The sequence below is a fragment of the Natrarchaeobaculum aegyptiacum genome (assembly GCF_002156705.1).
GTDB classification, from domain to species: Archaea; Halobacteriota; Halobacteria; order Halobacteriales; family Natrialbaceae; genus Natrarchaeobaculum; species Natrarchaeobaculum aegyptiacum.
Window position 1 is genome coordinate 3274047 of record NZ_CP019893.1, and the last position, 26861, is coordinate 3300907.

Annotated in this window: 21 protein-coding genes; 10 read left to right on the forward strand and 11 right to left on the reverse strand. The window is 63.5% G+C overall.

Annotated elements, in window-relative coordinates; translation table 11 throughout:
* Positions 1-39: 39 nt before the first annotated feature.
* From B1756_RS15850 to B1756_RS20085, 3 genes are all read right to left on the reverse strand, one after another.
* Positions 40-990: an AAA family ATPase gene (locus tag B1756_RS15850; RefSeq protein ID WP_086889433.1), complete on the reverse strand. Its 951-nt coding sequence runs from the start codon at positions 988-990 to the stop codon at positions 40-42.
* Between the two features lie 91 nt (positions 991-1081).
* Positions 1082-2245 (reverse strand): CaiB/BaiF CoA transferase family protein, encoded by a 1164-nt coding sequence (locus B1756_RS15855; RefSeq protein ID WP_086889434.1) that lies wholly within the window; start codon positions 2243-2245, stop codon positions 1082-1084.
* Entirely contained in the window at positions 2246-2368 is a 123-nt protein-coding gene (locus B1756_RS20085; RefSeq protein ID WP_267128199.1) for a hypothetical protein, read from the reverse strand.
* Positions 2369-2618: 250 nt separating this feature from the next.
* Here B1756_RS20085 and B1756_RS15865 point away from each other — a divergent pair, with 250 nt between their 5' ends.
* The 3 genes from B1756_RS15865 (at position 2619) to B1756_RS15875 (ending at position 6072) form a co-directional block, all read left to right on the forward strand.
* On the forward strand, positions 2619-3521 hold the full coding sequence (locus B1756_RS15865; RefSeq protein ID WP_086889436.1) for an LLM class flavin-dependent oxidoreductase: 903 nt from the start codon (positions 2619-2621) through the stop codon (positions 3519-3521).
* Positions 3522-4444: 923 nt separating this feature from the next.
* Positions 4445-5224, forward strand: a complete 780-nt coding sequence (locus B1756_RS15870; RefSeq protein WP_086889437.1) for a 2-keto-4-pentenoate hydratase — start codon at positions 4445-4447, stop codon at positions 5222-5224.
* Between the two features lie 86 nt (positions 5225-5310).
* Complete coding sequence (locus tag B1756_RS15875) at positions 5311-6072, forward strand: IclR family transcriptional regulator (protein ID WP_086890223.1); 762 nt, start codon at positions 5311-5313, stop codon at positions 6070-6072.
* 93 nt (positions 6073-6165) lie between these two features.
* Here the strand turns inward: B1756_RS15875 and B1756_RS15880 are convergent, their stop codons facing one another.
* The 3 genes from B1756_RS15880 to B1756_RS15890 all read right to left on the reverse strand — a co-directional run bounded on the left by B1756_RS15880 (position 6166) and on the right by B1756_RS15890 (position 9174).
* Entirely contained in the window at positions 6166-6948 is a 783-nt protein-coding gene (locus B1756_RS15880) for a 2-keto-4-pentenoate hydratase (protein ID WP_086889438.1), read from the reverse strand.
* A 193-nt stretch (positions 6949-7141) separates the two neighbouring features.
* Complete coding sequence (locus B1756_RS15885; protein ID WP_086889439.1) at positions 7142-8104, reverse strand: VOC family protein; 963 nt, start codon at positions 8102-8104, stop codon at positions 7142-7144.
* A 110-nt stretch (positions 8105-8214) separates the two neighbouring features.
* Positions 8215-9174 carry an amidohydrolase family protein gene (locus B1756_RS15890; RefSeq protein ID WP_086889440.1) on the reverse strand — a complete coding sequence of 320 codons (960 nt, stop codon included), beginning with the start codon at positions 9172-9174 and terminating at the stop codon, positions 8215-8217.
* A 110-nt stretch (positions 9175-9284) separates the two neighbouring features.
* On the opposite strand from B1756_RS15890, the gene B1756_RS15895 reads away from it, so the two are divergent.
* Together B1756_RS15895 and B1756_RS15900 are read left to right on the forward strand one after the other, a co-directional pair.
* Positions 9285-9719 carry a universal stress protein gene (locus tag B1756_RS15895; RefSeq protein WP_161493195.1) on the forward strand — a complete coding sequence of 145 codons (435 nt, stop codon included), beginning with the start codon at positions 9285-9287 and terminating at the stop codon, positions 9717-9719.
* A gap of 57 nt (positions 9720-9776) precedes the next feature.
* Positions 9777-10151: a VOC family protein gene (locus B1756_RS15900; protein WP_086889442.1), complete on the forward strand. Its 375-nt coding sequence runs from the start codon at positions 9777-9779 to the stop codon at positions 10149-10151.
* A gap of 298 nt (positions 10152-10449) precedes the next feature.
* Here the strand turns inward: B1756_RS15900 and dmpG are convergent, their stop codons facing one another.
* Both dmpG and B1756_RS15910 read right to left on the reverse strand, forming a co-directional pair.
* The gene (gene dmpG / locus B1756_RS15905) at positions 10450-11496 is read right to left on the reverse strand and encodes a 4-hydroxy-2-oxovalerate aldolase (RefSeq protein ID WP_086890224.1); all 1047 of its coding nucleotides are present in this window, start codon (positions 11494-11496) and stop codon (positions 10450-10452) included.
* Positions 11489-12430, reverse strand: a complete 942-nt coding sequence (locus tag B1756_RS15910; protein WP_086889443.1) for an acetaldehyde dehydrogenase (acetylating) — start codon at positions 12428-12430, stop codon at positions 11489-11491. Before B1756_RS15910 ends, dmpG begins: the two co-directional genes overlap by 8 nt.
* Positions 12431-12560: 130 nt before the next feature.
* Here B1756_RS15910 and B1756_RS15915 point away from each other — a divergent pair, with 130 nt between their 5' ends.
* On the forward strand, positions 12561-12845 hold the full coding sequence (locus tag B1756_RS15915) for a ubiquitin-like small modifier protein 1 (protein ID WP_161493196.1): 285 nt from the start codon (positions 12561-12563) through the stop codon (positions 12843-12845).
* Between the two features lie 89 nt (positions 12846-12934).
* Here B1756_RS15915 and B1756_RS15920 read toward each other — a convergent pair whose 3' ends face one another.
* Positions 12935-14605, reverse strand: a complete 1671-nt coding sequence (locus B1756_RS15920) for an aldehyde ferredoxin oxidoreductase family protein (protein WP_086890225.1) — start codon at positions 14603-14605, stop codon at positions 12935-12937.
* Positions 14606-15072: 467 nt separating this feature from the next.
* On the opposite strand from B1756_RS15920, the gene B1756_RS15925 reads away from it, so the two are divergent.
* Positions 15073-16470 carry an SLC13 family permease gene (locus B1756_RS15925; protein ID WP_086889445.1) on the forward strand — a complete coding sequence of 466 codons (1398 nt, stop codon included), beginning with the start codon at positions 15073-15075 and terminating at the stop codon, positions 16468-16470.
* A gap of 95 nt (positions 16471-16565) precedes the next feature.
* Here B1756_RS15925 and ppc read toward each other — a convergent pair whose 3' ends face one another.
* A complete protein-coding gene (gene ppc, locus B1756_RS15930) occupies positions 16566-19256 on the reverse strand; it encodes a phosphoenolpyruvate carboxylase (RefSeq protein WP_086889446.1) in 2691 nt (896 codons plus the stop codon).
* Between the two features lie 776 nt (positions 19257-20032).
* Between ppc and B1756_RS15935 the strand changes: the two genes are divergently transcribed.
* Positions 20033-21517, forward strand: coding sequence for an aldehyde dehydrogenase family protein (locus B1756_RS15935; protein ID WP_086889447.1), 1485 nt, complete (start codon positions 20033-20035; stop codon positions 21515-21517).
* A gap of 177 nt (positions 21518-21694) precedes the next feature.
* Here the strand turns inward: B1756_RS15935 and B1756_RS15940 are convergent, their stop codons facing one another.
* Complete coding sequence (locus B1756_RS15940) at positions 21695-23239, reverse strand: class I adenylate-forming enzyme family protein (protein WP_086889448.1); 1545 nt, start codon at positions 23237-23239, stop codon at positions 21695-21697.
* Between the two features lie 119 nt (positions 23240-23358).
* Between B1756_RS15940 and B1756_RS15945 the strand changes: the two genes are divergently transcribed.
* Both B1756_RS15945 and B1756_RS15950 read left to right on the forward strand, forming a co-directional pair.
* On the forward strand, positions 23359-24243 hold the full coding sequence (locus B1756_RS15945; protein WP_086889449.1) for a UbiA family prenyltransferase: 885 nt from the start codon (positions 23359-23361) through the stop codon (positions 24241-24243).
* A 957-nt stretch (positions 24244-25200) separates the two neighbouring features.
* The gene (locus B1756_RS15950; protein WP_086889450.1) at positions 25201-26763 is read left to right on the forward strand and encodes an amidase; all 1563 of its coding nucleotides are present in this window, start codon (positions 25201-25203) and stop codon (positions 26761-26763) included.
* Positions 26764-26861 lie beyond the last annotated feature (98 nt).

Below are 26861 nucleotides of genomic sequence, written 5' to 3' on the forward strand. Positions count from 1 at the left end.
CGGTGTGTAAACCGTTTCAACTGGTACGATATCCGACACTCACTCGACAGTCGGGACGGGGACCGACTCGAGGACGTCGTCGACGATACGGCCCGGCTGGACGCCGGTCACGGTCGCGTCTGGCGTCAGCACCAGCCGGTGGGCCAGGACGGGCTGACAGACGTGCGCGACGTCGTCCGGCGTCACGTACGACCGACCGACGATAGCGCTGTAGGCTCGTGCAGCCTCGAGCAGCCGCTGAGTGCCACGCGGCGAGACGCCGACCTCGACGTGGCCTGCAGGCCGGGTCGCCCGTGCGATGGCGACCACGTAATCGACGACGTCCTCGTCGACGTGGACGGCCTCTGGGACCTGCCTGAGGTCGGTCACCCGATCCGGCTCGAGAACGGTCTCGACCGACGGCGTCGCCGCCTCGCGGGCCACGCGACGCTCGAGCAGTTCGACCTCGCCATCCTCGTCCGGGTACCCCATCGACGTCTTGACGAGGAACCGGTCGAGTTGTGCCTCCGGGAGCGGGAACGTCCCTTCCTGCTCGACCGGGTTCTGCGTCGCGATCACGAAGAACGGCTCGGGAAGCGCGTGCGTCTCGCCATCGACGGTCACTTGCCCCTCCTCCATCGCTTCGAGCAGTGCTGCCTGCGTCTTGGGTGGCGCGCGGTTGATCTCGTCGGCGAGCACGACGTTGGCGAACAGCGGTCCCGGCGTGAACTCGAAGGTCCGGTCGCGCTCGTCGAACACGTACGTCCCCGTCACGTCGGCTGGCAACAGGTCGGGAGTGAACTGGATCCGGGAAAACGAGAGCCCGAGTACGTCCGCGACGCTCTGGGCAGTCAGGGTCTTTCCGGTCCCGGGAACGTCCTCGAGGAGGACGTGTCCGCGACCGACGATGCCGACGAGGACCGTCTCGAGGAACGACCGATCACAGACGACTGCCTCGCCGATCGTCGCACAGATCTCCTCGGCCACCTCGCTGGCTTCCTCGACGTCCATGCCCATGGCCACGCAGGTCGGGTAAATCAGTCTTGCCGACGGCATCCGTGCGAGGGAGTGCCGATATTCCGGGACGCACTGCCGAGCGGATTCACACGACCCCGTCCTCCTCGAGTCGATCCAGTTCCTCGTCCGAGAGCACACTCGAGAGGACCTCGCGAGTATGCTCACCGTGACCTGGCGCGGCCGATCGGAACTCGTCGAGTTCCTCGCCGAACTGGGCAGGGAATCCGACCTGTGGCACCCTCTCGCCGTCGTCGAGGTCCACCTCGCCGACCAGATCCCGGGCTTCGAGCTGGGGATGGTCGAAGACCTCGCCGTGCTCGGAGACCGGTGCGACGGTCGTCTCCGGCGAGAGATCCTCGAGCCACTCCGAGCGCGTCCGACTCGCGAACTCGGCTGCGAGTTCGGCGGTCGCGTAGGCGGCGTCCTCGCCCGTCGCGTCGTGGTACTCCCTGAGGTCTTCCCGGTCGAGTTCCGCGAGAAGTTGCTCCCAGAACTGCTCTTCGAGGGCGGCGACGGTGACGTACTTTCCATCGGCAGTCTCGTAGACGCCGTAGCTCGGTCCGGCGAAGGCTCCATCCTCGCCGGGATCACCCGTCTCGAGGAGACTCTCCCACGCGAGACCGGTCCCGAGGGCGGTCGCCACGTCGGTCATCGAGAGGTCGATGTACTCGCCGCCGCCGCCGAGTTCGCGGCTCGCCAGTGCAGCGACGACGCTGAATGCGGTGAAGAGGCCGCCGGTCATGTCGGCGATCGGAAAGCCGGGGACAGCCGGGATCGACCCGTCGCGCGACCGGGTCCGGTGGAGAAACCCGCTGAGTCCGAGGTAGTTCAGGTCGTGGCCCGCACGGTCACTGTACGGGCCGTCCTGCCCGTACCCGGTGAGCGAGCAGTAGACGATCTCCTCGTTTCGGTCCCGGACCGTCTCGTAGTCGACCCCGAGCCGTGAGACCACGCCCGGCCGGAACTGTTCGACGATGGCATCGGCGTCTTCGGCCAGTTCGAGGAAGGCTGCTTGCCCCTCGTCGGTCTTCAGGTCGATCGTCACGCTCCGTTTGTTCCGATTGACGGCGTGAAAGAGCGCCCCCGTCCCGGTCGATTTGACTGTCGGCGGTGCCCACCGGGCGTAGTCGCCGCGGTTCGGGTCCTCGACCTTGATCACGTCGGCACCGAGATCTGCGAGCAACATCGTCCCGTACGGGCCCGGGAGCAACCACGAGAGGTCGAGAACGGTGTAATCGCTGAGGTCCATCTAGCTCCCTCCGGTTCGATTGGACGGGAAGTCGAGCGACCGGTCGCCGAGACGTCGCCACTCGAGCCGTTCGCCTGACTGCCGATCGTCGTGTGCTCTGCCCATCCCGATTCGTGTTGTCATGCAACACGGTCGGTCGGCGAAGACGAAAAAGCTCCCGGACCGATTCACGCCGAGAACGGTTCGGAACCGTGCCCGCCGGAACAGACACTCGAGGGTGCCGGCCTGCAGGCCATCCCAGCAGATCGACCGCCAGGAGCGAGAAATCGTCGTCTTCGACGTCGCGAAATACGACCGTGCCAGTCGAAACGACCTCTGCGGTGGACCGACGAACCGGGTAACTTACCACGAATCCTGACGATAGGTACCAGTTATGACGATTACCGACACCCGCACGGTCGACCTCGGCTACTCGATCACCTCGGGACGGCCGGCCGATCGGACGGCCGATCAACACGTCGAAGACGTCCTCGACACCACCCGGGCGGCGACCGACGCGGGGTTCGAGTACGTCCAGGCCGGTGACCACCACGTCGTCGGACGCGGTTACCTGCAGAACGTTCCGATTTCGGCTCGCCTCTCGAGCGTGACCGATCGCGTCGCGACGCTGTTTCTGTTACCGCTGTACCATCCCGTTCACCTGGCCGAGCAGGCAGGAACGATCGCGGCGATGACCGACGAGTTCGACCTCTGGTGTGCGCTTGGCTACCGGGACGCCTCCTTCGAGGCCTTCGGGATTCCGAAAGCCGAGCGCGTTCCCCGGTTCGAGGAATCACTCGAAATCGTCCGCCGACTGTGGGACGACGACGCCGTCACCTACGACGGCGAGTTCTACCAGCTCGAGGAGGTCTCCGTTGCACCGACGGCCAGCCCCCGGATCTGCATCGGCGGCAGTGCAAAGCCCGCAGTCGAGCGTGCGGCGCGCCTCGGCGATACCTGGGTCGCGACCCCATCGGAAACCGAGGACGACCTCCGCCGAAAAATCGAGTGGTACCGGAACGCCGGCGGTGACACCGTCATCGCCCGTCGCGACGCACTCGTCCTCGAGAACGGTGAGGCGGCCCGGGAGCAGGCGAGAGCGCTTCTGGAGTCGAATTACCGGGGCTGGCCGGACGACGCGGAGTGGCCGCTCGTCGGAGATCCCGAATCCGTGGCCAAGGACATCGAGACTCTCACAGCCCTCGGCGTCGACGAGATCGTCGTCCGGCCGATGGATCGGCGCTACGCCACCGAGACCGTCGAGGGCGTCGCCGGTGCACGCGACTCGCTGGACTGATCGCCCGTTCTCGAATCTGGCAGGTCGTCGGTGTCACCGCTGCCAGCGTCCCAGGTTCCAACCTGGGCTGCAGCCACTCACCACGAGCGACGCCTGAACGTCGACGCTCGTCCAGAATTGGCACGCGTCCAGTTACTATATGAAGAAGAACATTTCTACACTTCAGTCAAATAGATGATTATATGCCGATTCTTCGAGACGACCGTCGACTCGAGTCCGAGGGTTGCACCTGCTCCGGCTGAACCGTCCAGTAGGCCAGCAACGACAGCCTGTGGGTTGGGAACTGATCCGGTCACCCCTAGTCGAGAAGCCGTTGCAGAACGGATACGTCGCCGGTCGGAAAACGGCCGTTCGGTGGCGAGAGGTCGAGAGATGGTCGAATGACTGGGAACGAACGCTGGTCCCCGATCACGAACTGAAAGAAACATATATGATTTCAGACTATAATATTGATGCGTCATTTCCGGTAGCATCGGCCCCATAGGATATCGAACGACGCCCGGGGCCACCGAACGATCGATGCCGCAACGGGACAGTCACTCGAACGAACGCGATGCAGAACCGTCAGAATCCGGGTAGTAACGGTGCAATTGTGCCCAATTTTCTTCAGCAAAACGACCTTCGAGTGACCGACACTGGAAACGTGGGCCCACGCGCCGTGTGAACCAGTATCGAGTCGTCCAGTCTATACAGGTGTACTAGCGTAAATTACGATTTCGGTGATGGGAAACGAGCCCCCATTCGTTTCACCTCGATCGTTTACGGAGGTACCTGTGTAAACGTCGCAACCCGGCCCAGTATACCGTGGAACCAGATGCGTTTTCACGATCAAAACAAAATGCGTGGGGGCCGCGTCTGGATACGATCTTCGCTACGACGCCGAACCCCGCACCTATTTGATGGTCGACCGACCTCGCGTACGTATGTCACTCGAGGACGACACCCGAGATCGACTCGCTGATTCACTGTACGACGCGTTGCAGACGGGCGAGCCGATCGACCGACTCTCGGACGCTCACGACCTGACCATCGAGGATGCCTACGCGGTACAGTCTGCGTTCGTCGACCGCCGTATCGCCGACGGCGCGACCGTCGAGGGACACAAGATCGGGCTCACGAGCGATGGTATCCAGGAGCAACTGGGCGTCTCAGAACCCGACTTCGGCCGCCTCCTCGACACGATGTACGTCGACGGACGTTCGATCCCCGCCGCCGACCTCATCGCCCCGCGCGTCGAACCCGAGATCGGGTTCGTCCTCGCGGACGACCTCGAGCCGCCGGTCACCGCCTTCGACGTGCTGTCGGCGACCGAATTCGTGCTGCCCGTGCTCGAGATCATCGACAGCCGGATCCGCGACTGGGACATCGGAATCGAGGATACGATCGCCGACAACGCCTCCTCGGCACTGTACCTCACCGGCGAGACGCGCTGTGACCCCGACGGACTCGACCTCTCGCTCGAGGGCGTGAAACTGTACCGCAACGGCGACCTGGCGGCCTCTGGCGTCGGAGCGGCAGTACTCGAGAATCCTGCCAACGCCGTTGCCTGGCTCGCGAACACGCTCGAGGAGGTCGGTGGCTCGCTCGAGGCCGGTCACCTCGTCCTGAGCGGGTCGCTGACACCAGCGGTCGACGTCGAATCGGGCGATTCGATCACGGTGGAGTTTACGTCGATCGGATCGCTCGTCGGGCACGTCGGCTGAACCGGGGGAGCGCGGTCTTCCGTCACATCGCCGTACCTGTTTTCCAATTGAAAACCATTATGTGGGGCTATACCATGCTGATTCGTATGACAAAAGAAGCGAATCACCCGGTGCGCACGACCGAAAAGTCGTTGCTGATCGTCGAGAAACTCAGGGAACTCGACGGTGCCCGGATCTACCAGCTCGAGGAGGATCTCGAGATGACCAAGGGGGCGATCCACAACCACCTGAGTACGCTTCGCAAGCACGGATACGTCGTCAAAAACGGCAACGAGTACGCCCTCAGTTTGCAATTTCTGACCCTCGGCGGCTACGTTCGAAGCAACTACCTCATCTACGAACACGGTCGTCCGAAGGCGAACACGCTCGCCGACGACACGGGGATGCTGGTGAACCTCGCGACCGAAGAGAACGGCCAGAGCGTCTACCTCTACCAGGCTCGAGGCGAGTATGCCGTCAATTTGGATACCCAGCTCGGTCATCGACTCCGTCTGCATAACATCGGGATCGGGAAGGCGATCATGGCGTATCTCTCCGACGAACGAGTCGACGAGATCTTAGACCAGTGGGGACTCCCAGCAGAGACCGAAAACACGATCACCGACCGCGACCGCCTCTTCGAGGAACTCGAGACCGTTCGCGAACAGGAGTACGCGACAGACCTCGAAGAACGGACCGAGGGGCTGTGCTGTATCGCAGCGCCGATCCGGCCGGACAACGAGATTCTCGGCGCGATCAGCGTCTCGACGCCGACCAGTAGACTCGGTGACCGGGGGTTCGACGACGACCTGATCGGCCAGGTCAAGAGTACGGCCAACCAGATCGCACTCGACATCAAGTACCGCTAACCGGGCTCGAGAATCGATTCGGTGGCGCCTGTAGAACGTTTTCAGATTCAACACACAGAGCGGCCGAAACGAGACGGTCGTGGTGGCCGCTCTTCACTCGGCGCGCAGTTCGATATCGCCGATCGAACCGAATTTGGCGTGGTAGACGTCACCCGGTTCGATGTCGATGGCCGCGTTGATGCCGCCGGTCATGACCAGTTCGCCGGCCTCGAGCCGGTCGTCACGGTCCTCGAGTCGGTTCGCCAGCCAGGCGACGGCCCGTGCGGGGTGGCCCATGATGTCGGCCCCGGTGCCTGTCTCTTCGACCTCGCCGTTGACCGAGATGACGACGCTCTCCATCGCGAGGTCGACGTCGGTCACGTCGCGCAGGGATTCACCGACGAAGACGCGACCGGCTGAGGTCTGGTCGGCGATGACGTCCTGTGCGGAGGGAATCGTCCAGCCCTGAAACCGACTCTCGAGGATTTCGATCACCGGGACGACAGCGCGAGTCGCCACGAGGACGTCCGTCGGTGAGACCGGCGGCTCGAGGTCTTCGCCGAGGATGAGACCGATTTCGGCCTCGAGTCGGGGGGCGATCAGCTCCTCGGTCGGAATCATCGGCCCCTCGAGAATGGTGTCGTCGGGGACGTAGCCGAAGATCGGTTCGTCGATGCCGAGCTGTTCTTGCTTGGCCTCGCTGACGAGACCGAGTTTGTGGCCGGCGATCGCGCCGTCGTCGCCGAGGAGTCGATCGACGACGCCGGCCTGTACGTCGTAGGCATCGGCGGTGGTCAGTTCCTCCTCGTCAGATATCGGCGGCACGGGATCGGAGTTGACCTGTGCGTTGTACAGCGTTTCGGCGAATTCGTCAAGTGTGTCCTCGGGGAGGCTCATCCGTGTCCCGTGATTGGTGAGCACTCATTTAATGGTACCGTCTTTCACGGATCGGCGAGCACCCGTCGCGGGGCACCCCGGGGACAGCACGGGCTCACGACGAGGCGTCACGCAGAACGGGTGTGGTTCGAGTGAGACGACGCGTAGAAGCGGGTGTCGTCCGCAGGTGTGGGGTCTGGGGGACGTGTCCGGGTTACTCGCTGGCGTATCCGATCCCGTCCCAGGAGGGACCTTCGCCGACCCACTGGTGGTTAGTTTCGCCGCCGATCTCGTCTGCGCTCCACTCGATGGGGTCCCAGTCAGGTTCGAAGTTGAGGTAGCCCGGCCCCGCGAAGAACTCGATCCGAAAGTCGCTGGCCGGGTCGGAGACGTAGAGGAAGTCGGCACGCGTGATCGCGTGACGTCCCGGTCCACCGTCGGGTTCGATCCCGTGTTCGCTCAGGATGTCGGCGGCGGTCCAGAGGTCCTGCAGGCTGTCGAGGTGGTACGAGAGGTGGTGGAACCCGGAGGGTTCGCCCGCGGGCTCGCGGTGGATGGCGATGTCGTGGGGAAGGGCCGTGACCGCGAACCACCAGCCCCAGAGTTCGCCGTCGTCGCCACGGTAGCGCTCGTTGAGGCGAAAGCCCAGTTCCTCCTCGAGCCAGGCGGCGTGGGCCCTGGCGGTCTCGTTTTCGTCCTGGACGTGGACGTGGTCGATTCGGCGCGGGGCGATCCGGTTCGCGACGGACTCGCTGTAGATGCGGTTCTTGAGCCCGGATCGCTGGCCCTCCGGCGCGTCGGGCTGGTCGACATCGTAGTAGAATTCGTAGGGATGGCCGAATTTCTCGACGCGAATGGCGTCGCCGTGGCCGACCTCCTCGTCACCGTCGACGTAGGTGACGTCGGTTCCCTCCGATTCGAACTGCTCGGTCAGCTCCGAGAGTGCCTCGGCGCTTCGCGTGCGGAAAGCGATGTGGTCGACGCCTTTCTGGCCGGATTCGATCACCTTCAGGGTGTGATGGTCCCAGTCGCGCTGGCCGCGCAGATAGGCCGTCGAACCGTCTCGTTCGACGAGGTGCAACCCGAGTACCTCCTCGAAGAACCAGAGCGATTCCTCGAGGTCGGGCGTGTGCGTCGCAACGTGTCCGAGTTTGGCGAGTGGTGAGTTCGTGATCATGGCTTCGTCGGTGGTCGCAGTGAGTTCGTCAGGGTCCCCTTACGGCGACTCGAGCGAAAATTTGCAAGTATCGTATATAATTGTTTTCGTGGGTCGCGACATCGCTGGAGTTACTCGAGCAGGTCGAGCAGGTTTCCGGCGTAGATTGCCTCGCGATCATCGTCGTCGACATCCATTGCCTCCACTGCGGCGATGCCGTTTTCGATGCCGGCGCGACCGCGGCCGGGGCCGAAGGGGTAGTCGGTGCCGTAGAGGAGCGTGTCACCGAAGAAGTCGTAGGCGACCTCGTGGGCGGCGACAGAGGCACCGAGGCAGGCGTCGGTGTAGAACTCCGCGAAGTAGTCGCTGACCGGCTGCTCGAGGTCGGGGAGGTCGGTGTCGGCGTAGTTTTCGGGGTACTGCTGGCGAGTCTCGTAGAACCCGTTGATACGGCCCTCGTAGTACGGAATCATCCCACCGCCGTGGTGGGCGACGAGGTCGAAGTCGTGTTTCTGGGTGACGCCGCCGAAGACGAGTCGCGAGAGCGCGAGGGTTGTATCGAACGGCCAGCCAAAGAGCCGGTGGTCCATGTACTCACTGGCCCAGTCGTACCACTCGTGGAGCTGTGGGTGGAGCCACAGCGGCGTGTCGGTCTCGTCGGCTTTCGCGAACAGCGGGTCGAACTGCGGTCGGTCGAGCGGCTCCCCGTCGATGTTCGAGAAGATCTGGATGCCGACCATGTCGAGGTCGTCGACGCAGCGGTCGAACTCGGCCATGAACTCCTCGCTAACCTTCGGGATGGTTCCGACGGGGATGAATCGGTCCGGATGCTCGTCGGTGATCGCCCGGATCTCGTCGTTGGCGAGTTTCGTCAACTCGAGTGCGGTCTCGTCGTCCATCCCCTGCCACAGCGGCGGGAGAGCGATCGTCAGCACCTGCTTGTCGATGCCGAACTCGTCCATGTCGGCCAGTCGCTGTTCGATGTCCCAGAGAAACGACGGCGACCCGCTCAGCCCCTGGAATTCGTACTCCTCGAGTAATGTCTCGTAGAACGATTCGGTCAGTACGTGGGTGAAGGCGTCGATTTTCATGTGTCGGCTGATAACTATCAGCCACAACGGACACCCCTCACATAAACTTCACGTCCCGCTGGATTGGGCTCGGCGGTTGTTTTATGCACTCCGCGTTGCATCGTGAACACATGGCAATCATCGCCGCAGTCGACGGAGGCAACGGATCGACGCGCGTCGCGTCGACAGCCCACGAACTGGCCGCCGGCCTCGGGACGGGTCTCGTGGTCGTCCACGTCGTCACGGAAGCGGAGGCCGAAGATCGGATGGACCGACAGACGGACTACTACCTCGACGACGCAGTCGCGGATGCAGAGCGCGTCGCCGAGCGGATCGCAGGAGACGTCGTCGAGGGCGGGTTCTCCGTGGAAGCGGTCGGGAAACTGGGCGAACCAACCGAGAAGATCCTCGAGGTCGCCGAGGCCCACGACGCAGACTACGTCGTGATCGGCGGGCGAAAGCGGACGCCGATCGGCAAGGCGCTGCTCGGGAGCGTCACCCAGTCGGTGCACCTCTCGTCGGATCGGCCGGTCGTGACGGTGATGGAACCCGAGCCGGAAGACTGACCGCGTTCACAGCACTGGATCCGGGCGATTTATTGTATCGTGCGAAAACTTCCCAGTATGGACGTACTCCACACCGCCATCTGGGTTTCGGACATCGAAGAAACGCTCGAGTTCTACGTCGACACGCTCGGCCTCGAGAAGACCAACGAGTTCGTGAGTGGCGACGGCGCGACCAACGTTTACGTCGCCGGCGACGACGACGTCGAGTTACAGTTCAAGTGCGACCCCGACCGCGAGGTCCCGGAACCGGCCGGCATCGACCACATCGCCCTCACGGTCGAGGACACCGACGCGATGGTCGACCGTCTCGTCGAAGAGACCGACTGCAGCCTCGAGCGTGGCCCCCTCGACTCGGAGGGAGCCAGCGCCCGCGTCGCGTTCCTCGAGGGCCCCGACGGGTACGGGCTCGAACTCGTCGAACCGTTCGAGTGAGCACACACCGAGTTCTTCGTCTCCAGTGCCCGGCTCGAGTCCCGTCTCTCGAGCTGGTCGACTGGGCCCTGTAGACGCGGCTGAAATCACTCACCAGCGAGCTGATTCGTGAGAAGGCGTGAGCAGGGCGACCGAGCAGGGGAACGCGAGGTCGGGTGAGCCGAACCGAGCGGTGACTCGACACGAGTGGGGCACGCGAGAGAAGTGCGAGTGGAATCCGGCGTCGGGATTCCGTGAGTGGTCCGGGGTGGTGGTGACCGGGGTGGTGTCAGGGGTGCTGTGATCCGATTGTCGTCGATCAGTCGTCGGCTTCCGAGTCGGCGGTCGCGGCCTTGTCGTCGCCGGCCATCCGGGCGGCGACGTCGGTGATCATGTCCTCTTGTCCGCCGACGACGCCCATATCGCCGAGTTCGACCAGGATCTCGCGCGGATCGAGGTCGAACTGCTCGCCGACCCGGCGGGTGTGGCGCAGGAACGACGAGTAGACGCCGGCGTAGCCGAGCACGAGCGAATCGTTGTCGAGTTCGGGCATCGTGTCATCAGTCAGCATCGGCAGGAGGACGTCCTCGGCGGCGTCCATCACGCCGAAGAAGTCGGGCGAGACGTCGTAGCCGGCCTTCTCGAGGACGCCGACGAGCACTTCCATCTGGGCGTTGCCGGAGCCGGCACCCAGTCCGCGCAGACAGCCGTCGACGGTCGTCGCGCCGGCCTCGATGCCCGCGAGGGTGTTGCCGATGCCCAGTCCGAGGTTGTTGTGAGCGTGGAAGCCGACGTCGATCGAGAGCTCTTCCGACAGGAGGCCCACGCGCTCGCGAACGTCCTGTGGGAGCATCGCACCCGCCGAGTCCATCACGTAGACGGCCTCTGCGCCGTACTCTTCCATGAGCTTCGCCTGCTCTAAGACGGTCTCTGGCGAGGCCATGTGTGAGAGCATCAGGAGGCCGTTGGCCTCGAGGCCGCGTTCTTCGACGAACTCGAAGTGTTCGGCTGAGACGTCGGCTTCGGTGACGTGGGTGGCGATGCGGCACATGTCCGCACCCTTCTCGACGGCGAGGTCGAGTTCCTCGACGGTGCCGATGCCGGGTAACAGGAGTACGGAGAGTCTGGTGTCGGTGAGTTCCGGAACGACGGCGTCGAGGTACGCCTCGGTGTCGGCGGCGGCGAAGCCGTAGTTGATCGAGGAACCGCCCATGCCGTCGCCGTGGGAGACTTCGACGACGTCCATGTTCGCCTCGTCGAGCGCGCTGGCGACGTCGGCCATCTGTTCGGGGGTGAACTGGTGGTCGACGGCATGCATGCCGTCGCGCAGGGTCATGTCGATCAGGCGCACATCGCTGTCAGTCATCGCGCTCACCTCCGACGGGTGTGGCGGTGAGCCCGTGGGCCTCGACGCGCTCTGCGGCGCCCAGTGCGGCGCTGGTCATGATATCGAGGTTGCCGGCGTACGGCGGGAGGTGCTGGCCTTCACCTTCGACCTCGAGCATGGTCGTGATGACGATGGAGTCGCCCAGCTCGAACCCCACGTCGGATTCGTCCTTGACGACCGGCTCGAGGGTGACGTCGTAGCCGGGGACGTAGGTCTGGATCTCGGCTTCCATCTCGGCGACGGAGTCGCGAACCTCATCGACGTCCGTGGTGTCGGGTACTGTGGTGTAGACGGTGTTACGCATCAGGATCGGTGGTTCGGCAGGGTTGAGGATGATGATCGCCTTGGCCTCGTCAGCGCCGCCGACCTGCTCGAGGCCGGCGGCGGTGGTCTGGGTGAACTCGTCGATGTTCTGGCGGGTTCCCGGACCGGCGCTTTCGGAAGAGATGGTCGAGATCATCTCGGCGTACTCGACATCGGCAACGCGGTCGACCGCGTGGACGAGCGGGATCGTCGCCTGGCCGCCGCAGGTGACCATGTTGATGTTGTCTTCGGTGCCGATCACGTCCTCGGCGTTGACCGCCGGGACGGTGTAGGGGCCGACCGCGGCGGGCGTGAGATCGATCGCGAACAGTCCGAGGTCCTCGTAGACCGGTGCCTGCTGTGCGTGGACACCTGCGGTCGTCGCCTCGAAGACGACGTCGAACTCGTCTGCGTGTTCACGGACGCTGTCGATACCCTCCGTGCCGACGTCGATACCTTCGTCGACGGCCGCCTGCAGGCCGTCTGATTCCTCGACGGGGAAGATGCCGATCATCCGCTGCAGGGTGATCGTCTCACTTCTATCGAGGATCTTATACATGAGGTCGGTCCCGATGTTCCCAGGACCCACTATCGCTGCATCAAGCGGCATACGGCCGACCAATCGGCTCACCGCTATTTAACAGTGTTGGAGATGAATACTTTGGTGGTGCGAACGCGGTAGAGGCGGTCGAATTCGAGGCAGCGAACGAATTATGCCGGCGGGGCGACAACCGACGGGTATGTCCGTGACCTGTGACTTCTACGGGCCGCTGCGGGAGGCGGTCGACCAGAAGACGCTCACCCGTGATCCGCCAACCGACGGAACCGTCGGGACGTTCCTCGAGTCCCTCGCTGCCGACTACCCCGAACTGGACGACCTCCTCTTCGAGGACGGCGACCTCCAGTCGACGGCGAACGTCTCGGTGAACGCGAGACACCTGCGGCTCGAGGAGGGTCTCGAGACGCCGCTCGAAGCCGGAGACAGGGTTCGGCTGTACCCGCCGATCGAGGGCGGGCGGCTGTAATCGTCGGGAAAACCGCGAGAAGTGCGTGGAGTGTGGTCCGGGTGGTGGGTGTTTGTACGGCTGGTGAGGGTATGACCCGTCAGTCCCGATCAGTCCGCACTCGCTGACGCGTCGACGCGATCCGATGGGACCGTGCCGTCGTCGTTCCAGCCGCGGGCGTCGTAGTATTCCTGAATCGACGATTCGAGGTCCGGCAGGTCGTAGGGCACCCAGTCGTCGGCTGCGTCCATGCCACGCTGGTTGTTGAAGTGGCGCTCGAGTTCGACGACGCGGGCACCGACGGCCTGCAGGTCGTCGTAGTCGGCGTCCAGAACGAGTTCGAAGTGTTCGGCCTCGACGGCGCGGCCGATCCCGAACTGGCAGACGATTCCGCAGTCCCGGAGGGCGTTGCGGTTCTCGTTTTCGACGACGTCGTTGGCCTTACCGGCGGTCCCCTCGGGGTCGATCCGGCCGTGGTACTCGTCGATCATCGTCGTCGAGTACATGTGGTCACCGCCGCGGTTCGCGACGGCGTACGAGAGGCCCTGCCCGTTGACCGCGCGGCCGTCGTGGGCGGCGAGCTCCAGGCCCTTGATCGCCCAGTTGTCGACGCCGAGGTCCTCGTGGACGCGTGCGACGCCTTCGGCGAGGAGGTCGCCGTCGCCCTCGCGGTAGGCGATTTTCTCGACGAGGTCGTGAACGAGGTCGGCGTTGCCGAACTCGTCTTCGCTCGCGAGGTAGGCGGCGACGGTCACTCCGGCGGAGATAGTGTCCATCCCGAGCCGATCACAGAGTTCGTTGGACTTCATCACGTCGACGATGTCGTCGACGCCACAGTTCGAGCCGAACGAGAACACCGTCTCGAACTCCGGCCCTTCGGTCTCGAGGCCCGTCTCCTCGTCACGCGTGGGAAGCTTGCAGGCAAAGGCACAGACCGAACACGATGCCTTCTCGTATTTTTTCTCCTCGACGGCGTTGCCACCGATATCCGCCGCAGCGTCGAACGACATGTCGGCGTAGTACCGCGTCGGCAGGGAGAACTCGTCGTTCAGGAACTCGGTGAGACTCGTGGTCCCCTGACGACGCATGATGTCGTCGCTCGTGGCGGCCTGCTGGTGGAGTTCCATCTGGACGTCCTCGGCGGGAATCTCGACCTCCGGTGCGGAGTCCCCGGTGAAGGACATGGTCTTGACGTTCTTCGCACCCATGACGGCACCGAGGCCGCCGCGACCGAACGCCCGTTCGTCGTAGGTCATCACGGACGCGAACCGAACTTCGTTCTCACCGGCGGGACCGATGGTGACGAGGTTTTCGGCCTCGAGCCCGTGACGGTCGTTCAGTACCTCGGTCACGTCGGGAACTTCCGCGCCCTCGAGTTCCGGGACCTCCTCGAACTCCACACCGTCGTCGGTGACGTGGATGGCGAGCAGATCGTCGCTCTCGCCGACGATTTCGACGACGCTGTGGCCGGTGTCGACGAAGTTTCGCGAGAGGTAGCCGCCAGCGTTCGAGGAGAGCAGGCCGTCGGTTAGCGGCGAGAGACCGGTCAGGCTCATCCGACCGGTAAAGCTCATTCGGGACTGCTGGAGCGGGCCGGTCGCGAGGTAGAGTCGGTTTTCGGGGCCGAGCGGATCCGCGTCGAAGGGGATTCGGTCGTGGGCGAGTTTCGTCGCGACGCCGCGGCCGCCGATGAACGACTCGAGGACGTCGTCGATTCGCGACGTCGTCGCGGTCCGTTCACCGACGTCGATGGTCAGTAACGTGCCGTTCGCGTGTAACATCACCTGCACGGTACAGAGCGAACCCCCAAAATCTCTCCGAAATCTATCAGTATGTGTATGTGAAAACGGAGAACGAACCGCATCGGCACAGAACCGATACCAGAAGATGGGTAGAACAGGCACTCCCGGGACTCGTGCTGGACCGAGGTCCACGTCACCTCGACGAAATCGCGATGATTCGGTCGCCTCGCACCAGCCGAGGCCGAAAGCCTTCGTCCTGCCGGCGGGAGCCGCCGGTTCGGGGTTGGCTGGCTGGTCGCTGACGGTCGTCATCCCGACGCCGATCTGGTCTGTCCCGATGTCGATCTGGTCAGAGACGACTCGAGCGCGCCCGCGGTCAGCCGGGTGGACCGATCGTGCGAGCCTGTACTCGGTGTCATCGTCGATCACGTGCACCGCAAGGTGATCACCGGCGACGACTGCCGCAACCCGGAGTCATTTTGACCACCTCTATAGATTTCGAGTAGATGAACTCAGTCGGTGTCGTCGAGCGGCTCACCGGGTCACCGAAAGCAGCGTTTTTCCTCGCGATCGTGCTCGCCGCAGCCGTCGGCGTCGGGCTGGCCGGCTGGGGCGACGCGTCGGTCATGCTCGCGATCACGGTCTTCTGTATCGTCCTGTGGGTGCTGACGCCGATCTCGCCTGCATACACTGGATTGCTCGGGATCGCACTCATCGGACTCGCGTTCTCGACCGACCTCGCACTCACCGGCTTCGAGTCGCCAGCGACGTGGCTAATCGGTTTCGGCCTCCTGATGGGGGAAGCGACTCGCCGGAGCGGTCTCGCGAGCTGGATCGGGCAGTGGCTCCTGAAACGGAGCGTTCCGGCATCACTCACCGACGGCCTTCGAGCCTACAGGCGGGCGTTGCTGGCGCTCTCTCTCGCCGCACACCTGCTCGCTTTCTTCATCCCCTCGGCGCTCATCCGCGTCCTCGTGCTGGCCCCGATCCTGATCGAGGTCGGCGAGAACTTCGAGTCCCGGAAAGCGAAAGTCGGCCTCTTCCTGGGGCCGATCTTCGCGAGCTGGTATGGGTCGTCAGGCATTCTGACGGCGGATCTCCCGAACATCATCATCTCGGGGATGGGCCGGTCGATCGGCGACCACACGATCACCTGGTCGGAGTGGCTCTTCCACATGTATCCGATCATGGGACTGACGCGGGTCTTCCTCGTGGTAGCGGTCGTCTACGTGCTCTTTCGTCCACCGGCAGGAAGCGGCGTCGACATCACTACCGGCTCGCTGCCCGACCCCACCGGGACCGAACGACGCATGCTCGTCTTCCTCCTGCTCGGCGTCGGCATCTGGGTCACCGACTTCGTCCACGGTTTCCACCCGGTCACCGGCGCCGTCGTCGTCGTCGCGCTCGCGTTCCTGCCCGGCATCGGCGTCGCGGACTTCGAATCCGCTGGCTCCGACGTCGACTTCACCCTGTTGTTCTTCTACGCCGCCGTCTTCGCCATCGGCGACGGCCTCGCGCACACCGGTTTCACCGACGACGCCGCCACCTCAATCCTCGATGTTATCCCCTCTGACGCTCACCTCGCGGTGATCCTCTCGATCGTCTTCCTCACGGCCATCGGCCTCTCCTTTTTCATGGAGGGGCTGGCGGTCGCGAGCGTCCTGACGCCGGTGGTGATCTCCTACGCCGAGGCCGCCGGGCTCCCGATGACGCCCGTGTTGATGGCCGAAGCGATCGCTCTAAGTGCGTACTTCTTCCCCTACCAGTCGGCCGTCCTCATCGTCATCCTCGCTCAGGACGTCGTCGACACCCGCGAGTTGATCCGAACCACTGCCGCGTGTTCGCTGGCGACGATCGTTTTCCTCGTCCCGCTCCAGTTCTTGCTGTTCTCGGTGCTGTACTGACCGTCACTCTCGAGTGAGGGCCGACCGGGCTATCGGATTGCGAGTCGTCCCGGTGGTTCGACGAACCGTGTTCAGGTCGGGCTGGTAAGACTCGATCAGCCCGTGTTCTTCATCCCCGCAGCGATTCCCTTGACCGTCAGCCGGAGGGTGCGTTCCTCAACGTCGGTCCGATGGGTCTGACGGAGCAGATACGTCTGCAACAGGTTCAACGGGTCGACGTACGGGTTCCGACGCTCGAGATTCTCGCCGAGCCAGTCACGGGTGTGTAGCTGGTCGCGCTGGCCGATCTCGGTGACCAGTTCGACTGCGCGTTCGTACTCCTCGGACAGGCGTGGGAAGAACTTCTCACGACGCTGTTCGTCGGCGAGGTCGGCGTAGTGGGCAGCGATCTCGAGTTCGGTCCGCGAGAGCGAGAGGGCCGCGTTGTCGAGCGTCGACCGGAAGAACGGCCACTCGTCGTACATCTCCTGAAGCGTAGCCACGGAGCCTCCATCGTCGAGGTAGGCGTCGATCCCCGAGGCGACGGCGTACCAGCCGGGGAGGATACACCGCGACTGGGTCCAGGAGAACACCCACGGGATCGCCCGCAGGTCCTCGACGGTTCGCTCGCCGCTTCGAGAGGCCGGTCGGGAGCCGAGGTTCAGGTCCTCGATCACCGTGATCGGCGTCGCCTCCTCGAAGTAGCGGACGAAGCCGTCGCTCTCGAGCAGGTCGCGGTACTCCCGGCGGGCGGCGTCGGCCATCGTCTCCATGGCCTCGATCCACTCGTCCTCGACGGCCTCTTCGGGCTGGTCGAGCGCGTACAGTCGCGCCCGTAGCTGGGCGTTGAGCATCTGCTCGATGTTGCGCTCGGCGATCCGCGGGTTGCCGTACTTCTCGGCGATGGCCTCGCCCTGTTCAGTGAACTTCACCTGTCCCGTCACAGTGGAGTTCGGCAGCGCGAGCAGGGCCTCGCTCATCGGTCCACCGCCGCGAGAGATCGAGCCGCCACGGCCGTGGAACAGCCGCATGGTGACGTCGTACTCGTCACAGATCTCGCCGAGGCGGCGCTGGTTCCTGTACAGCGACCAGTTGGCCGCCAGAAACCCATTCTCCTTGTTCGAGTCGGAGTAGCCGAGCATGATCTCCTGGGTCTGGCCACGTGCGGCGAGTGCCTGCGCGTAGGCCTCGTTCTCGAACAGCGTCCCCATGATGCGCTTGGCCCCCGAGAGTGCAGACTCGGTCTCGAGCAGCGGCACCACGTCCAGCCCGCAGTGTTCGGGCAGGGAAACGACGCCGGCCTGATCGGCCAGGAAGAGCACCTCGAGGACGTGACTCGGCTCTTCAGTCATCGAGATGCAGTAGGTGTCGATCGCCTCGACGCCGTACTCGGCCTGCCAGTCGGCCAGCCGGTCGAACAGCTCGAGAACGCGAGCCGCGTCGTCCGACAGATCACCGACCTGCGCGAGATCGATCACCGACTCGTCCTGGCAAATTGCATCCGTGAGGAACTCGACGCGCTCGTCCTCGCTCAGGCGCTTGTACTCGATGCCCTCGCGCTCGAGCGCCTCGGCGATGGCGTCGGTGTGTTTCTGGCGGTGATCCCGGAGGTCGAGGCTGGCGAGTGAGAAACCGAACGTCGTGACCTGCCGGCGAAGCGGATCGACGTGGGCCTCGACGACGCTCGCTGCACCGTTATCACGGAGGCTCCTCGCGATGAGTTCGAGGTCCGCCCGCAGTTCGGCAGCGTCGTCGTAGCCCCCGGGGCGGACGTCACCGACGCGGTCGAGCCGTTCGCGCATCAGTTTGAGTTTCTGGCGGTAGGGTTCGTCCGGATACCGCTCGGTCGCCGTCCGCGCACTTCCCGGCAGACGCTCGAGGTCCGCTTCGAGTGAGGCCTCGAGTTCCGGCCCGACGTCGACCCGGTGGCCGTCCTGGCTCACCACGCCGGAGAGGCGCTTGAGTTCGTCCCGGTAGTTCTCGAGAACGACCTCGCGCTGGCGCGCGAGGGTGGTCTCGGTCACCTCGGGCGTGACGAAGGGGTTCCCGTCGCGGTCGCTACCGGCCCACGAACGGAACTCGAACAGTTTGGGGATCTCGAGGTCGGCGTCGATCGCCTCGTCGATGGCGTCGGCCAGTTCGTCGTAGACCTCTCCGACGACGTCGAACAGCGTGTTCTCGAGGTACCACTGGACGTTTCGGGCCTCGTCTTCGGGTTCGGGCTGTCGGTTCCGTACCTGTGGCGTTTGCCAGAGACTCGTCACTTCCGCATCGACGTCGCGCCAGACCTGCGATCCTTCTTTCTCGGTCAACAGCCGCTCGTCGAGCGTCTCGAGTGCCGTGGAGATCTCCCTGAGCTTCGATTTGACGGTCTTTCGACGTGCCTCCGTCGGGTGGGCGGTGAACGTCGGCTCGATGAGGACGTCGTCGAGGATCTGCTGGACGGCCTCGACGTCTGTCTCGGCGAGTTCGTCCGCAACGGCCTCGAGACTGTTCTCGAGGGTTCCCTCGTGTGACTCGGTGCGAATCGTCCGCACGCGTTCGCGCTCTTCGGCGAGGTTGATCAACTCGAAGTAGGTCGTGAACGCGCGAGCGACGATTCGCTGTTTGTGTGGTGACAGGTTCCGAAGTTCCGTCACCAGCGGCTCACGGGATTCGAGGTTCCCTGATCGGTAGTCGATGGCGGACCGCCGACATGATTCGACGGTGTCAAATGCATCGCGTGAGGTCTGGTCCTCGATGACGTCCCCGAGAAGTGCCCCGAGTTCGCGGACGTCCTGTCGGACCTCCCTGTTGTGCAATTGCATACTACACCAGCACCGCTCACCCCTAAAAAACCCAGTGAATTTCGCCGGTACTATACACATTTGCCATGTGAGATTCTGACGAGTCCCACGTGAGTCGAACACACCGACCGTGGTGGTTGAACGATCAGGTGGCCAGTTACGACCGGTTGGCTGGTGGAGACTTCTGCTGTGGCACACGACACTGGCCAATAGCTATGGGAAAATATAATACAATTCAGATGACCTGTTGAGACGTCATACGAAACTGGGATCTGATCACCAGCGAGCGTGTATCAGTCACTGTATCGGCTTTCTACGAGCAGTATTGGCTCACCTGTGGACTACGTAACGAGTCGACTACCGGTCAGCACGTGTCCTCCAGAAACCACAGACGTTGGCCGAGATTCGTGCGTACAGTCCAGGAAACTCGCTCCCCCGCCTCCGCTCCTAGATTAATGAAGGAAATTATATAGGATCAGCCAATGATTTTTCCTTCATCATATTGTCCGGCCCGCACGACCGGTGCTATTTTCCACGCCGCCAGATACTGTTCGGCCACTCCCTTAGCGACGGAAATTAGAGTCCGTCGACGCGAATTACAGCCGCTTCGACGTCTTCGAGGATCGCACCTCAGCCACCCACGGTGGAGGATCGATCGGATGTGTCGGCCGCGAGTGCCCCGTATCTCGACAGATCGGTCGTGGTCGGCTGTTCCGATACCGATTCGCCCGCGTCAATGTGGTGACTTCGGTGTAACCACACGCATATGTAGGTGGACAAAATATGGATAGCTGGCTATGCCAGAAACGGTCTCACACACAGCTGACTGGAACGCACTGTACATCGACGGTCAGTGGGTCACGGGCGGCGGCGAGAGCATTTCCGTCGAAGATCCATCGACTCGAGAGGTGTTCGCGGAGGTACCGGCCGGCACGGAAGCCGACGTCGACGCGGCCTACGAAGCGGCGGCGACCGCACAGGAGGAGTGGGCTCAGTCGCCACCAGCCGTTCGACAGGAGGTCATCGAGCAGTTCCTGCACAACTTAGAGGAGCACGAAGCGGAACTGGTCGAACTGATGAGCCACGAGTGTGGGGGGATGGCCGGCTACGGCCACACGGCACACGAACTCGCGGCCGACCAGGCGATGGAGGCGGCGACGCTGCCCCGTCGGATGAAAGGCGAGCACGCGGCGTCGAACATTCCGGGGAAAGAGCACGTCGTCAAGCGCGAGCCAAAGGGCGTCGTCACGGTCATCTCGCCGTGGAACTTCCCGCTGAACCTCTCGGCGCGAGCCGTGCTGCCGGCGATCGCCGCCGGGAACACGGTCGTCCTCAAACCGTCGACTAACACCCCGATCGTCGGCGGGTTGTTGTTCGCGAAGCTCTTCGAGGATACGGACCTGCCAGACGGCGTCATCAACGTCGTCACCGGCCGCGGCTCCGACATCGGCGACCACGTCGCTTCCCACCCCGAAAGCAACGTCGTCGCGTTCACCGGTTCGACCGAAGTCGGCCGACACGTCGCCGGACTCGCCGGCGAGAACCTCGCGACGCCCGCGATGGAACTCGGCGGAAACAACGTCCACATCGTCACCGAGGATGCGGACCTCGACCGTGCGATCGACGGCGCGGTCTTCGGTAGCTTCATCCACCAGGGACAGGTCTGCATCTCGATCAACCGCCACCTCGTTCACGAGAACGTCTACGAGGAGTACGTCAACCGACTCACAGAGCGCGCAGAGTCACTCGTCGCCGGGAACGCTCACGAGCAGGTCCACCTCGGCCCCGTGATCGACGAGGTCCAGCGTGACGAGATGCTCGAGTACGTCGAGGAGACGATCGAGGCCGGCGCGACCCTCGAGACCGGCGGCGAGGTCGTCGACCTCGAGGGCGTCGAAGACTCGCTGGTCGTCGCGCCGACGGTCATCTCCGACGCGACCAACGACATGGCCGCCGCGTGCAACGAGCACTTCGGCCCGATCGCACCGGTGATCCCGTACTCCGACGTCGACGAGGCCGTCGAGATGGCCAACGCGACGGAGTTCGGTCTCTCCGGGTCCGTCCACGCTGGCGACCTCGGCACCGCGATGGAGATCGCCGACCGACTCGAGACCGGAATGGTCCACATCGGCGACCAGCCGATCAACGACGAAGCTCACGTCCCGTTCAGCGGGACCGGGGCGTCCGGCATGGGTGGGTACAACACCGAGGACTTCCTCGACGAGATCACCGAGAAGAAGTGGATCTCGATCCAGCACGACCCTCGTGAGTACCCCTTCTGATCGGACCTCGCCGGCCGGGTTTGCCGTGTAATCCACCCTCGCCGAACTGCATCCACCACCGACGCTCCCTCCACCGTTCTGAGTCGACACCCCACGCTCGAATTGACCGGGAAAACGAATATACAGAACGAGGCGGGCGTAGCGAACCAATTCGTCTCGGACTCGCGATGGCGAGTGCTAGCCGAAGAACTCCGCGAACACGTCTTCGCGCTGGATCGTCCCGGTGTCCGTTCGCGGTAACTCCTCGTCGGTAAGGACGTACTCCCGCGGTCGCTTGAAGTTCGCGAGTTGGTCGTGGTCCTTGCAGTACCGGTCGAGGTCGTCGACGTCGACGTCGCTCGAGTCGGACAACCGTGCCACGCAGGCGACTTTGTGCCCCCACTGCTCGTCCTCGAGGCCGACGACGACGGCTTCCTCGACTGCGTCGTGAGTTTCGACGACCTCCTCGACCTCCTCGGGATAGACGTTCTCGCCGCCGCTGATGAGCATGTTGTCGACGCGGCCGATGATGTAGAGGAAGCCGTCCTCGTCGAGTTCCGCACAGTCACCCGTTCGGAGCCAGCCGTCGGCGAAGAGGGCTTCGGTTTCCGACGGGTTGTCCACGTAGCCGTCGGACATCCCCGGACAGCGACCGATGACCTCGCCGCTCTCGCCTGGCTCGACGGTCGCCTCCGGATCCGGCTCTTCGTCCGGGTCGACTGCCTCGACGACTCGTACTTCCCACATGAACGACTCCTTGCCGATGGTTCCGGTGTGCCCGTCCTGGTGGGAGGGGTGGGCAAACGTCAGGTTTGGACCACCCTCGGTCAGTCCGTAGGTGTTGTAGAGGTTGGGAGTGAGATACTCCGTCGTCTTCTCGACGAGACTTTCGGTTACGATCGAGCCACCCGTCCGGAGGTACGCGAGACTCTCGAGGTTGAAGCCTTCGTCTGCCTGGACGTCCGCGAGCGTGTGAAGTTGCGTCGGAACCGCGAGCAGCCCGGTTACGTCGTGTTCGTCGACCATCCGGAGCGTTTCGACCGGTTCGAAGTCCGACTGGACGACCAGGGTCGCGCCGGCGTGCAGGTGAGGGAGGATCCAGGCGTCCGTCGTGACCATGTGATACCACGGCGTACAGACGAGTGCAGTATCGGTCTCGTCGATGCCGTGCTCCATGACGACCTGCGTGCTCCCGTACCACATCCCTTCCTGATCGAACAGCACGGCCTTCGGCGTGGTCGTCGTACCACTGGTGTAGAAGACGCCATGTTCGTATCCGGGCGCGGGCTCGACGGGCGTCGTCGCTCCCGAGGTGACGACCGCATCGTAGGACTCGACGTCGTCGTGGTCGACGTCACGTTCTCCAGCGTGAATCGCCGCCTCGAACTCCCGCCGCGCGAGGACGGCAAGCGCGGTCTCGACGTTGGCGTCGTCGAACAGCAAGACGTCCGGATCGGGCCCCTCGAGCATCGATGCGAGGGTATCCGCCGGGTCGCGAAACGGAAGCTGGACGTTGGCGAGACCGCGTTTTTGACTCGCGAGCATCGTTTCGATGGCGAGTGGCCCGTTGAGCGCGAGCGTCGCGACGCGACTGCCAGGTGCCCGTTCCTCGAGCGCGTTCGCAAGTTGCGTCGTCCGCTCGTCGAGTTCACCGTAGGTAAACGACCGACCATCCTCGGTGAGAAGAGCCGTTTTCCACGGATGGCGTGCCACCGTCCGTTCGAATGCGGTAATGAAATTCATCTGGTTCGTATACGTTCCACCGGTTTGCGAGGGTATTAATTATTGTGGTGTACGCCACCATACGACGGCCGTATATGGGGTTTCGGCTTCGAACACGAGGGGCGAGATCGAATCACATAATGGGGGCGAGAACCGACACGCAGGTCGTGATAGGACGGCCAGTCCGTTGGCGGTGGCGGCGACGGATCGACGGGCTCTGGCGGCACGTTCAGCCGGTCTTCTTTCTTCCCGGGGTCGCCGTCTCCATCGTCGGTGCGGTTCTCGCACCCGACCCGTCGATCTCGACGGCCGCCGTTCACGCGACTGCCGTCGCACTCGCGGTGTACGTCGCTCACCTCACCGACGGGTACGTCGACTACTACGTCCGGGGCGAGGACGAACGAAACCGTCTCTCACCGGCGGAACTCCGGGCGGCGACGATACTCACCGCGACCGCGTTCGGGCCCTGTCTCGTCGCGCTGGGGTTCACGAGCGGGGCCCTCGCCGTCGGCGTAACCGCCCCCTTGCTCGCGCTCGGGTACCTGCACGCACCGTACCTCGATACGAACCCGATCACGACTACCGTCGACTATCCCACAGGGATCGCACTCGCGGTCGTCGGTGGCTACGCAACCCAGACGGGGACCGTTTCCGGGGCCGTCGGTACCACTGCGCTCGCTCTCTTCGTTTTCCTCTCCGGAATCGGGATCCTCATGGATCTCCTCGATTACGAGCACGACCGCGAAATCGGGAAACGAACCGTTCCCGTCGTTCTCGGCCCAGAACGGGCACGATCCGTGTCGAGTTGGCTCGTCGTCTCCTCGAGCGTCGTCGTTCTTTCCGCGAGTGCGATGAGCGTCGTTCCGGTGACTGCGACGGTGATCGGTCCCGTCCCGTCGGTCACCGTATTCGCGTGGACCCGTAGTGACTGGGCGGTCGAGGTCGCCGTGAGACGGCGCATCGCGACGACGTACGTATTCACCGCGCTGTTGGTGCTGGCGGTACTCCTCGAGTCTGGCTGGTGAGTCTGACAGGTGAGTACCGGTCGCAAACACCCTGGAGATGACGAGGGCCGGATCCCGGTCTCGAGTGTCGCTGCGTTCGCACCCTCGGTCAGTGGTGCTCGCGTCCGTTCGAGCCACCATCATTTACTATTAGCGAATACGGGAACCGAGTTTCTCTCCAGTTGGCCTATTCCCGCACAGACCCTGTGAATGTCGGGTAATTTTCCCCCGATATTGAAAAAGACAAACGGAGTGGTAACTCTTTACCCGTTTCCCTGCTAGCCCGTTCTCTATCAGAGAATGTGCGAGTACTAGTACCGGAATGGAATACTCTCAGGAAAACGTCGATAATGAAAATTATGTAGAGACGATACGGGCCCGGAATTACAATCGTACTACCGTCACGAACGCTTTTACACCCATACTTTTGTAATAGTCTGCGAGGAATCCAACCCAGCCATTTAATCATGTTTCACCACGGCGAACGGGGGCTGTGACGAACGAACATGACACACCGGGGAAATTTCGACGAATCGAAACGGAAAGATGGCCCAGCCTCACCGCGAGCGGCCAGTTCGTTCATCATTTGGCAGGATGGTTGCCCGAAACGGACCGAAACCGCGAACGACAGCTACGGCAGACCGACGTTGTACGTCCGCACAGATCGATAACTGTTTGAGCGTGAGAACGCTCTGTCTCCCGCCCGGTCGGTGCCCGATGGGTGAAATCTCCTCGAGCAGGGGGCAACAGCACCACACCGCATCTCGAGATCGGTCGAAGATTTTCTATGTGAAAACGAAGTGCAACGTTCGCTCGGGGTGCACGCGCCGGTTGGTCTCCTGCTCGAGTTCGTGGTCGAGACAGTAAACAATCACCCGGTAGACGTGGTTACTGGGACTGTGGGAGAACGATACGGACGCCGGAACACCACCGCACGTGTCGACAGAGCTATATCCGAGATTCCCATCGGTCTGACCCGTGCCACGAAGTGACGAACACGCCCGACGCCGGCCCACGGTCGATCGCGTCGACGAACTGGCCTCATCGCTCGGATTGTCGCTTTCGGAACGAGAGTGCGTCGAGTACCACCAGCTCACCGACGAGGTCGTCGGCGGACTCGAGGATCTCGATCACGCGCCGCGGTTCGATCCCGGCCTCCGTCCGGAGACGCTCGACGGCCGTGAACGGGGCTATCGACCGGACCCGGACGAAGATCCACTGAACGCATGGATCACGAGGTGCACCGTCGAGGGCGAAGCGGACGGTCCACTCTCGGACGTCACCGTCGGTGTGAAAGACTCCATCGCGGTCGCTGGCTACGAGATGACCGCCGGGTCGACCGTCCTCGAGGGATTCGTCCCGCAGATCGACGCCACGGTCGTCTCGCGGCTGCTCGAGAACGGGGCGACGATCGTCGGCAAACTCAACATGGAGAGTTTCGCGTGGTCGGGGCGTGGTGACGTTTCCGATTTCGGGGAGGTAACGAACCCACACGACGAGCAGAGGCTCCCCGGTGGATCGTCCAGCGGTTCCGGCGTCGCCCCGGCAGTCGGGGACTGCGACGTTGCCCTCGGCACCGATCAGGCGGGGTCAGTTCGCATCCCGAGTTCGTGGTGCGGGATCGTGGGAATGAAACCGACTCACGGGCTGGTCCCGTGTACAGGGGCGTTGCCACTCGAGCCCACCATCGACCACGTTGGACCGATGGCTCCCACGGTCGACCTCGTCGCTCGCAGTCTCGAGGTGATCGCCGGCATCGACCGCGCCGATGGGATCCAGCTCGACCAGCGCCAGCCCACTGCTATCGAGACAGCGTCGTACACGGCGGCTGTCGATTCGCCCGTCGGGGACCTCTCTATCGGCATCCTAGAGGACGGATTCGGCTGGGAGGCGTCCGACCCTGTCGTCGACGAGACGGTCCGGGCTGCCGTGAGCCAGTTCGAGGAGCTCGGCGTCTCCGTCGAGTCGGTCTCCGTCCCCGTCCATCGTCAGGGAATGAGTGCGTGGGCAGCGATCGCGTCCCAGGGTGGCGCCCGCATGCTCGAGGAGGGCGGCGTCGGAACGACCCATCAGGGGTGGTCCTGGACACGTCTCGCCCGTGAACTGGACACCCGGCTCGAGTCGCGAGCCGACGACCTGCCGCCGACGGTGAAGCGGTCCCGGATCGCCGCGGCGTTTCTCGACGACGAGTACGGCGTCGAACCCTACTCGAGTGCCCGGAACGTCGCGATGGCTGCACGGGTAGCCTACGACGACGTCCTCTCGTCGTACGACGCGCTGGTGTTACCGACGACGATCGTTCGGCCGTTCGAGAAACCGGACTCGTTCGATCGCGTCGAGTGGCTTTCACAAGAGGTGTTGACGATCCTCAATACGTGTCCGTTCAATGTGACGGGCCACCCGGCGCTGTCGATCCCGTGTGGGAAGCCAGACGGCCTCCCGGTCGGTCTGATGCTGGTCGGCTCTCACTTCGACGAGCGAACGATACTGGCGCTTGGATCGCAGTTCGAAGCTAGCACCGACTGGGAGTCACGGGACTGACTCGACCTAACAGATCCACGTTCGACGACAAAATGTCATTCTACTTTACGACATAATTATATTCCGGATGTGTGATTACCAACCACATGCCATCGGAG

Bases quoted from the DNA above. Each gene is read 5' to 3' on its own strand.
- B1756_RS15850 (WP_086889433.1), bottom strand. From the start codon at position 990: ATGGACGTCGAGGAAGCCAGCGAGGTGGCCGAGGAGATCTGTGCGACG.
- B1756_RS15855 (WP_086889434.1), bottom strand. From the start codon at position 2,245: ATGGACCTCAGCGATTACACCGTTCTCGACCTCTCGTGGTTGCTCCCG.
- B1756_RS20085 (WP_267128199.1), bottom strand. From the start codon at position 2,368: ATGACAACACGAATCGGGATGGGCAGAGCACACGACGATCGGCAGTCA.
- B1756_RS15865 (WP_086889436.1), top strand. From the start codon at position 2,619: ATGACGATTACCGACACCCGCACGGTCGACCTCGGCTACTCGATCACC.
- B1756_RS15870 (WP_086889437.1), top strand. From the start codon at position 4,445: ATGTCACTCGAGGACGACACCCGAGATCGACTCGCTGATTCACTGTAC.
- B1756_RS15875 (WP_086890223.1), top strand. From the start codon at position 5,311: ATGACAAAAGAAGCGAATCACCCGGTGCGCACGACCGAAAAGTCGTTG.
- B1756_RS15880 (WP_086889438.1), bottom strand. From the start codon at position 6,948: ATGAGCCTCCCCGAGGACACACTTGACGAATTCGCCGAAACGCTGTAC.
- B1756_RS15885 (WP_086889439.1), bottom strand. From the start codon at position 8,104: ATGATCACGAACTCACCACTCGCCAAACTCGGACACGTTGCGACGCAC.
- B1756_RS15890 (WP_086889440.1), bottom strand. From the start codon at position 9,174: ATGAAAATCGACGCCTTCACCCACGTACTGACCGAATCGTTCTACGAG.
- B1756_RS15895 (WP_161493195.1), top strand. From the start codon at position 9,285: ATGGCAATCATCGCCGCAGTCGACGGAGGCAACGGATCGACGCGCGTC.
- B1756_RS15900 (WP_086889442.1), top strand. From the start codon at position 9,777: ATGGACGTACTCCACACCGCCATCTGGGTTTCGGACATCGAAGAAACG.
- dmpG (WP_086890224.1), bottom strand. From the start codon at position 11,496: ATGACTGACAGCGATGTGCGCCTGATCGACATGACCCTGCGCGACGGC.
- B1756_RS15910 (WP_086889443.1), bottom strand. From the start codon at position 12,430: ATGCCGCTTGATGCAGCGATAGTGGGTCCTGGGAACATCGGGACCGAC.
- B1756_RS15915 (WP_161493196.1), top strand. From the start codon at position 12,561: ATGTCCGTGACCTGTGACTTCTACGGGCCGCTGCGGGAGGCGGTCGAC.
- B1756_RS15920 (WP_086890225.1), bottom strand. From the start codon at position 14,605: ATGTTACACGCGAACGGCACGTTACTGACCATCGACGTCGGTGAACGG.
- B1756_RS15925 (WP_086889445.1), top strand. From the start codon at position 15,073: ATGAACTCAGTCGGTGTCGTCGAGCGGCTCACCGGGTCACCGAAAGCA.
- ppc (WP_086889446.1), bottom strand. From the start codon at position 19,256: ATGCAATTGCACAACAGGGAGGTCCGACAGGACGTCCGCGAACTCGGG.
- B1756_RS15935 (WP_086889447.1), top strand. From the start codon at position 20,033: ATGCCAGAAACGGTCTCACACACAGCTGACTGGAACGCACTGTACATC.
- B1756_RS15940 (WP_086889448.1), bottom strand. From the start codon at position 23,239: ATGAATTTCATTACCGCATTCGAACGGACGGTGGCACGCCATCCGTGG.
- B1756_RS15945 (WP_086889449.1), top strand. From the start codon at position 23,359: ATGGGGGCGAGAACCGACACGCAGGTCGTGATAGGACGGCCAGTCCGT.